The sequence below is a fragment of the [Ruminococcus] torques ATCC 27756 genome, assembly GCF_000153925.1.
GTDB lineage: Bacteria > Bacillota > Clostridia > Lachnospirales > Lachnospiraceae > Mediterraneibacter > Mediterraneibacter torques.
Genome location: NZ_DS264378.1, coordinates 1 through 7,500 on the forward strand (window position 1 = coordinate 1; position 7,500 = coordinate 7,500).

Annotated in this window: 8 protein-coding genes and 1 rRNA gene (1 of these 9 only partly in view); 4 read left to right on the forward strand and 5 right to left on the reverse strand. The window is 42.4% G+C overall.

From position 1 onward, the window contains the following. Positions 1-1,217 (reverse strand): thioether cross-link-forming SCIFF peptide maturase (scfB, locus tag RUMTOR_RS11580; protein ID WP_044998296.1); only part of this gene is annotated, 1,217 nt, incomplete at its 3' end. Positions 1,218-1,321: 104 nt separating this feature from the next. Beyond that, positions 1,322-1,465: a six-cysteine ranthipeptide SCIFF gene (scfA, locus tag RUMTOR_RS11585; protein ID WP_004846150.1), complete on the reverse strand. Its 144-nt coding sequence runs from the start codon at positions 1,463-1,465 to the stop codon at positions 1,322-1,324. 126 nt (positions 1,466-1,591) lie between these two features. Here scfA and RUMTOR_RS14060 point away from each other — a divergent pair, with 126 nt between their 5' ends. From RUMTOR_RS14060 to RUMTOR_RS13560, 4 genes are all read left to right on the forward strand, one after another. Beyond that, complete coding sequence (locus RUMTOR_RS14060) at positions 1,592-2,278, forward strand: helix-turn-helix domain-containing protein (RefSeq protein ID WP_004848137.1); 687 nt, start codon at positions 1,592-1,594, stop codon at positions 2,276-2,278. A gap of 10 nt (positions 2,279-2,288) precedes the next feature. Then, positions 2,289-2,990 carry an IS30 family transposase gene (locus RUMTOR_RS14065; RefSeq protein WP_242647707.1) on the forward strand — a complete coding sequence of 234 codons (702 nt, stop codon included), beginning with the start codon at positions 2,289-2,291 and terminating at the stop codon, positions 2,988-2,990. A gap of 378 nt (positions 2,991-3,368) precedes the next feature. Continuing rightward, complete coding sequence (locus RUMTOR_RS13555) at positions 3,369-3,902, forward strand: helix-turn-helix domain-containing protein (RefSeq protein ID WP_004848142.1); 534 nt, start codon at positions 3,369-3,371, stop codon at positions 3,900-3,902. Positions 3,903-3,960: 58 nt separating this feature from the next. Continuing rightward, entirely contained in the window at positions 3,961-4,314 is a 354-nt protein-coding gene (locus tag RUMTOR_RS13560; RefSeq protein ID WP_242647686.1) for an integrase core domain-containing protein, read from the forward strand. A 59-nt stretch (positions 4,315-4,373) separates the two neighbouring features. Here the strand turns inward: RUMTOR_RS13560 and RUMTOR_RS11600 are convergent, their stop codons facing one another. The 3 genes from RUMTOR_RS11600 to RUMTOR_RS11610 all read right to left on the reverse strand — a co-directional run. After that, positions 4,374-4,754: a TIGR04086 family membrane protein gene (locus RUMTOR_RS11600; protein ID WP_009243477.1), complete on the reverse strand. Its 381-nt coding sequence runs from the start codon at positions 4,752-4,754 to the stop codon at positions 4,374-4,376. A 110-nt stretch (positions 4,755-4,864) separates the two neighbouring features. Further along, entirely contained in the window at positions 4,865-5,407 is a 543-nt protein-coding gene (spoVT, locus tag RUMTOR_RS11605) for a stage V sporulation protein T (RefSeq protein WP_004846353.1), read from the reverse strand. Between the two features lie 459 nt (positions 5,408-5,866). Further along, positions 5,867-7,500: ribosomal RNA gene (locus RUMTOR_RS11610) — 23S ribosomal RNA — on the reverse strand (it continues 1,353 nt past the right edge of the window).

The following is a 7,500-nucleotide window of genomic DNA, read 5'->3' on the forward strand; positions in this document are numbered from 1 at the left end:
ACGCTGCATCCTCTGAATTCATCCGCAATCTCCGTATGCGTAATACCTTCGTCCACATTTCCCATAAGGAATTCTTCCTGTCCGACAAATTGATGACATGGATACAAATCTCCCCACGGAGTTACTGCAAGATATTCTGTTCCCGATCCACATCCCGACAGACGTTTTGAAACGCACGGCCCGCCTTCCAAATCGATCATAAAATGGAAAAATGTAAAGCCCCGTCCGCTTCTTTCACGCTCTACCATGATCTTTGCCAACTTGTCATATTCTTCAAAAATCTTCGGAAGATCTTCCTTTCTGATCGCATAAGGATCTGTATCTTCTCCTACGACCGGCTCGATTGAAATCTGCTCAAATCCAAGATCCGCAAAATGAAGTACGTCGTTGGAGAAATCCAGGTTATTTCTCGTAAATGTTCCTCTTATGTAATACTTCTCCTGATTCCGGCTCTCTGCAAGTTTCTGAAATTTCGGCACAATGAGATCATAACTTCCCTTTCCGTTTCTAAACGGACGCATTTTGTCGTTAACCTCTTTTCTGCCATCCAAACTAAGTACGACGTTATCCATCTCTTTATTGACAAATTCCTGGATCTCATCATTTAGAAGCACTCCGTTTGTCGTCACTGTAAAACGGAAATGCTTATCGTGGATTTTTTCCTGCTCTCGCCCGTAAGCGACAAGATCTTTTACAACCTGCCAGTTCATAAGCGGTTCTCCGCCGAAAAAGTCTACTTCCAGATTTCTTCTTTTTCCCGAATTCGCAATAAGGAAATCAAGCGCTTTTTTTCCTACTTCATAAGACATAAGCGCCCGGCGTCCATGATATTCCCCTTCTTCTGCGAAGCAGTATCTGCAGGCCAGATTACAGTCATGTGCGATGTGCAGGCAAAGCGCCTTGACAACTGTTTTTCTCTGCTTCACTTCATCAATGTAGTCTTCATAAACATCTCTCGTAAAAAGTCTTCCCTCTTGCGTAATCGTTGCGACAGCTTCCAAAATATCTCTTATATCTTCTTCTGCGTATGTACTTCCGAGTTTTGATCTTAAGAACTCAAAAGTTTCCGGTGTTTTCAATGTTTCTGCCGTATGTAATTCATTTTGCTCTTCTAACGCGCCGATCACATCGTACGCTGCCTTATCTACGACATGCACTGCACCGCTGTTGACATCCAACACTATATTATATCCGTTATTCTGATACAAATGTATCACGAAAAATACCTCTCTTTCATTTCGTTCAAACAAGCATAAGGCAGCGGCTTTTAAAGACCGCTGCCTTCTTCACCCTATTGCCCCGTATTCTTACGATATTTTAATTATTTCTTCTGCTCGCAAGTCTGGTTTCCAACAGTACAAGATGTCTTACATGCTGACTGGCATGATGTCTGGCACTCGCCGCATCCGCCTTTTTTTACTGTGTGATTCAATGTCTGTGTATTTAATGTTTTAATATGTTTCATGTCCTGTCCTCCTAATCTTATAACATTATTACGCTCATAAAATTATAGCACAGTATGCGCCATTTTTAAAGAGTTTTTTAACTGCTCTGCAAGATTGCCTTAAATGAAAAACTAAATTCCACCATCATGCTGAATTTAGTCTTACTCTCTTCTTCTATATCCTATATTATTTTAGTACCTTCTATCCGCAGTAGAAAAGAGGTACTTATGTGTAAATCTATCCCTGGAAATCAAAAGCATATGACAATGGATCAGCGTATTATAATTGAAAAAAGGTTGGATCAAGGAAACTCCCTCCATAGCATTGCGCTACAGTTAGGAAAAGATCCAACCACTATCTCCAAAGAAATTAAAAAGCACCGCACTATTCAGGAACATAGCCACTTCAATGAATCAAAAAATAAATGTGCTCTAATAAAAGACTGCAAAAAAAAGAATATCTGTGAAATCTATGCTCCGATATGCAAAAGAATGTGTAAACTCTGCAACCACTGTAATTCCCATTGCGATGATTTCATTCCTCGCAGTTATCATTGTTCCAAACTAGATAAAGCTCCCTTTGTATGCAATGCTTGCAGTAAAAAAAGCGGATGCCGTTTGGATAAGGCTTATTATAGAGCCACGATTGCTCACAGGGAATATCGAACCGTTCTGATTGAATCGCGAACTGGTATCAACATTTCTCCTGAAGATTTGATAAGGCTGGATGAACTGGTTTCCCCACTGATTATGCAGGGGCAGTCCCCCTTACATGATCCTACAGAATCATCCGGAGATCCCTTACTCAGAAAAAACGCTTTACAATTACATTGAATCCGGAGCTTTGAGTGTTAAAAATATCGATCTGCCTAAAAAAGTAAAATATAAGCTCCGTTCTTCCGGCTCTTCTGAATTAGTTGATAAAACAATCTATGAAGGTCGTACTTACAAAGACTTTCAGGCATTTTTAAAAGAGTTCCCGGATACAAGAGTTACTGAAATGGATACCGTTCTCGGCTGTGAAGGTTCCCACAAGGTGTTACTCACTTTCCACTTTTCCGAATGTTCTTTTATGATGGCGTATCTTCTTGACAGCAAAGAATCCGATCATATAAAAAATGTATTTGACTCCATTGAGCATGCGATTGGAACCTTTTCTTTTGCCTCTGCTTTTTCGCTGATTTTAACGGACAGAGGCGGTGAATTTCAGATTCCGGATGCATTGGAATGTGGTGAAGACAACCTGATTCGGACAAGTATTTATTATTGTGATCCGATGTGTTCCTGGCAAAAGCCGCATTGTGAAAAGAACCATGAATATATCCGAAAAATATGCCCGAAAGGAACATCCTTTGACGATTACTCGCAAAAAGAGATCAATCTGATGATGAGCCATATCAACAGTACTCCAAGACAAAGCCTTGGTGGATTGTCGCCTATGGCTCTTGCAAAAATCATGCTCCCACATGAACTTTTAAATTTTTTTGCTCTCACTGAAATACCGGCAGATGAGATCGTATTAACGCCTGCATTATTGAAAAAATAAAACCAGATAATAAAACAAATCTGCGGATAAAGGCTCCATATCACACATACCAGACAAGTGGAATTTAGTCTTACAGAGCAGATTCCAGTTGTCTCATTAGCATACATTTTTATTGCAGAAAAGCATTTATTATCTGGTTAAATTCCACTTTAAAGGATTTGACACAATTCGTCAAACCCTAAAATATCGAATTTAGTCTTCTGTATGGAATTTACTTTTACATATGGAATTTACTTATTCACTCAACCCTCTGCAAGATTGAGAATGTAGGATTACAATACATGTGTTACAACTGAATAATTAAAAAGCGGAAATACCTTTTCTGTGTTATGCTTTAAGCTACCAAACCTAAACATTTAAGAAAGGAAGTATTCCCGCATGGCAAGTATAACACAAGATATGAGGTATCGTCTATCCCTGATCCGTTTCGCCGAAAAATATGGTGTCTCAAAAGCAGCAATTAAATATAAGACAAACCGCCAGTATATTTATCGTTGGAAGCGCCGCTATGACGGCACAATAGAGTCTCTCCGCGATCGTTCACGCCGTCCCCATCACCATCCCAATCAGCATACACCTGAAGAAATCAAGCTGATCCAAGATATGCGTAGGCGCAATCCCCATTCTGGTCTGGTTGTCTTTTGGGTCAAACTTATGCAGCGCGGTTATAAACGTTCCATCCCAGGATTGTATCGTTTTCTGAAGAAACAGGGAATCTTGGCTCAAAAACTTCCGAATCCCAAATATATTCCGAAGCCTTATGAGCAGATGAAATATCCCGGACAGCGTATCCAGGTCGATGTGAAATTCGTTCCTGCATGTTGTCTTGTCAATAATGCGAAAGGAAAGAAATTCTATCAGTATACCGCCATTGATGAGTACTCCCGCTGGCGGTATGTGGAAGCTTTTTGAAGAACACAGCACCTATTCATCCGCACAGTTCCTCAAGCATCTGATCCAACGCTTTCCTATGCCAATCGAATGCGTTCAGACAGACAACGGCGTGGAGTTTACAAAGCGCTTTTCCACTTCCGGCAAAGAAACATTGACTTTATTCCAACGGACTTTAAAAGAACTTGGCATCCAACATAAACTGATCCGACCCTTTACACCACGTCATAACGGAAAAGTGGAACGCAGCCACCGCAAGGATAATGAACGTTTTTATACCTCGCATACTTTCTATTCCTTTGAGGATTTTTCCAAGCAGCTTCAAACCTATAACCGTAGGGATTATAACCAGTTTCCCATGAGACCTCTGGGGTGGAAATCACCACAAACTGTTCTGAGGGAATTTATTGATCGGGGTGTAACATATGTTTGACAAACCTACATTTTTAACTGCTCTGCAAGATTGAGAAATGATTGAGATATGAACTGTTTTCAGGCAATCATTCCTCCGAGCATTCCCCCTCCGGCGCACAGCAAAAATGTCACAGCAATATTTGTCACATTCCCTTGAAACGCATGGTATACTCCCAAAGTAATCAGCATAAGCAGGACAAAATATGTTATTCCGGCAAACAGCCCCCATAAGAATTTTCTTTTTCCCGCCAACTTCCCAAGTACAAAACCCGCGGAAAATGTTGAAATCACATAAATTAAAACAATTCCGGCATTGACATTTTGTTCACTCAAACCAAGCTTATAAAGCATCAGCGCCAGTATCAAAAGTAAGAATCCTGTCACAATATAACCACACAAAAGTGATTTCACGAACCAGATCGCCTTTTTCCCAACATTTCCATATTCTTTTGCTTCCATCACAAACCTCCCGTTTCGTATCATCACTAATAAAGCATATGTTTGTCCCGAAAGATTTATGACTGGTGAAAATACTTATTTCCCTCATATTTACCAAGCTGTTCTTGCTGTTATTCCATTTGTCTTCCCAAAAAATCCGCTGCGCTGACGGCAACTCTTTGTTCTACTTCGCCAAAATGTTTTTTCTTATCTTTGTTTAATAAAACGACTGCCCCGATTATATCTCCCGCGCTGATAATAGGAGATATAACTTCATCCTCATATTCATTCATTTCTTCCGTCACTTTTACATATCTGTCATCTCCTTGACACGCCGTTAAAACTTCTCTGTTTCCCAAAACCTGAAGAAACTCTTTTCTTACAAATCTTTCTTCTAAATCTTTTTTACCTGCTCCCGAAACAGCGATAACCTGATCTGTATCTGTAATACACACTGTACACCCCATTGTCTGAGATAAACTTTCCGCATACAATTTTACAGGCATTCCAAATTCACCGATCGGAGAATACTTTTTCAAAATAATTTCGCCTTCTCTGTCAGTAAATATTTCCAAAGGATCTCCCTCGCGTATACGAAGCGTTCTTCTGATTTCTTTCGGAATTACAACTCTGCCGAGATCATCAATTCTTCTTACGATTCCTGTTGCTTTCATAAAAAATCCTCCGTTTTGCAAATTTCTATCTTTATCATATTTCTGTCAATAAAGGTAGTATCTGTAAAACTAAGGTTTTTATGCGTTTCTCCGGCAGGAATACAAAAACGACACTTGTTTTTAAAAAATCAGAACTGATCATTATACAATGTCCATTCTTGAAGAAAATCAAATCATTAATCAGTGTTTCCTTAAATATTTAACCGGCACATATAATTATTAGAATATTTCTGACAAGCCCGACTTTAGCTTGCCTCTGCCGCAAAAAAAGACAACGCCTTTTCAGACGCTGCCTTCTCTCATTCCGTTTGGAAAATATTCTCTTCTTATTTATATCTCGTTTACATATACCTTCAAAACTACATACAAAGAATCTTTTTCATCCTACCCTTACGGGTACCGTCTTTGATAAGCATCTAAAACACAGATGCTAACCAACGACATGTGCCTATCTCCGCTTTGGTTATGCCCTCGACCTATTAGTAACAGTCAGCTCCATGTGTTGCCACACTTCCACCTCTGCCCTATCTACCTCGTCGTCTTCAAGGGGTCTTACTAACTTGACGTTATGGGATATCTCATCTTGAGGGGGGCTTCACGCTTAGATGCCTTCAGCGTTTATCCCTTCCCGGCTTGGCTACTCTGCTATGCACTTGGTAATACAACAGATACACCAGCGGCCAGTCCACCCCGGTCCTCTCGTACTAAGGGCAGCTCCTCTCAAATATCCTACGCCCACGCCGGATAGGGACCGAACTGTCTCACGACGTTCTGAACCCAGCTCGCGTACCGCTTTAATGGGCGAACAGCCCAACCCTTGGGACCGACTACAGCCCCAGGATGCGATGAGCCGACATCGAGGTGCCAAACCACTCCGTCGATGTGAACTCTTGGGAGTGATAAGCCTGTTATCCCCAGGGTAGCTTTTATCCGTTGAGCGATGGCAATCCCACTTTATACCACCGGATCACTAAGTCCTACTTTCGTACCTGCTCCACCCGTCGGTGTCGCAGTCAAGCTCCCTTCTGCCTTTGCACTCTTCGAATGGTTTCCAACCATTCTGAGGGAACCTTTGAGCGCCTCCGATACCCTTTCGGAGGCGACCGCCCCAGTCAAACTCCCCACCTGACATTGTCCCCCAGCCGGATCACGGCTGCTGGTTAGAAACCCAATACTGCAAGGGTGGTATCCCAACATTGACTCCATGGCAACTGGCGTCACCACTTCCTAGTCTCCCACCTATCCTGTACATGCAATATCGAATCCCAGTATCAAGCTAGAGTAAAGCTCCATGGGGTCTTTCCGTCCTGGCGCAGGTAACCAGCATCTTCACTGGTATTTCAATTTCACCGGGTGCATTGTTGAGACAGTGCCCAAATCATTACGCCTTTCGTGCGGGTCGGAACTTACCCGACAAGGAATTTCGCTACCTTAGGACCGTTATAGTTACGGCCGCCGTTTACTGGGGCTTAAGTTCAAAGCTTCGCTTGCGCTAACCTCTCCCCTTAACCTTCCAGCACCGGGCAGGCGTCAGCCCATATACCTCACCTTTCGGTTTCGCATAGACCTGTGTTTTTGCTAAACAGTTGCTTGGGCCAATTCTCTGCGGCCATTCGCATGGCACTCCTTCTCCCGAAGTTACGGAGTCATTTTGCCGAGTTCCTTAACAATGCTTCTCCCGTCGGCCTTAGGATTCTCTCCTCATCCACCTGTGTCGGTTTACGGTACGGGTATCCTGTAAACAATAGCGGCTTTTCTTGGCAGCCAGCTCACACACTTCTCTACTTCTTTTCGATCCGCATCACGTCTTCGGATTGCACACCGGATTTGCCTGATGTACTCCTACCTCGCTTGCACCGGTCTTTCCATTCCCGGCTTGTGCTCTCTGTCTGCGTCCCCACAGTTCTGTTACAGGATAGTACAGGAATTTCAACCTGTTATCCATCGACTACGTCTTTCGACCTCGCCTTAGGCCCCGACTTACCCAGGGCAGATCAGCTTTACCCTGGAAACCTTAGATATTCGGCCAAGAGGATTCTCACCTCTTTCTCGCTACTCATTCCGGCATTCTCTCTTCTTAAAAATCCACTGCT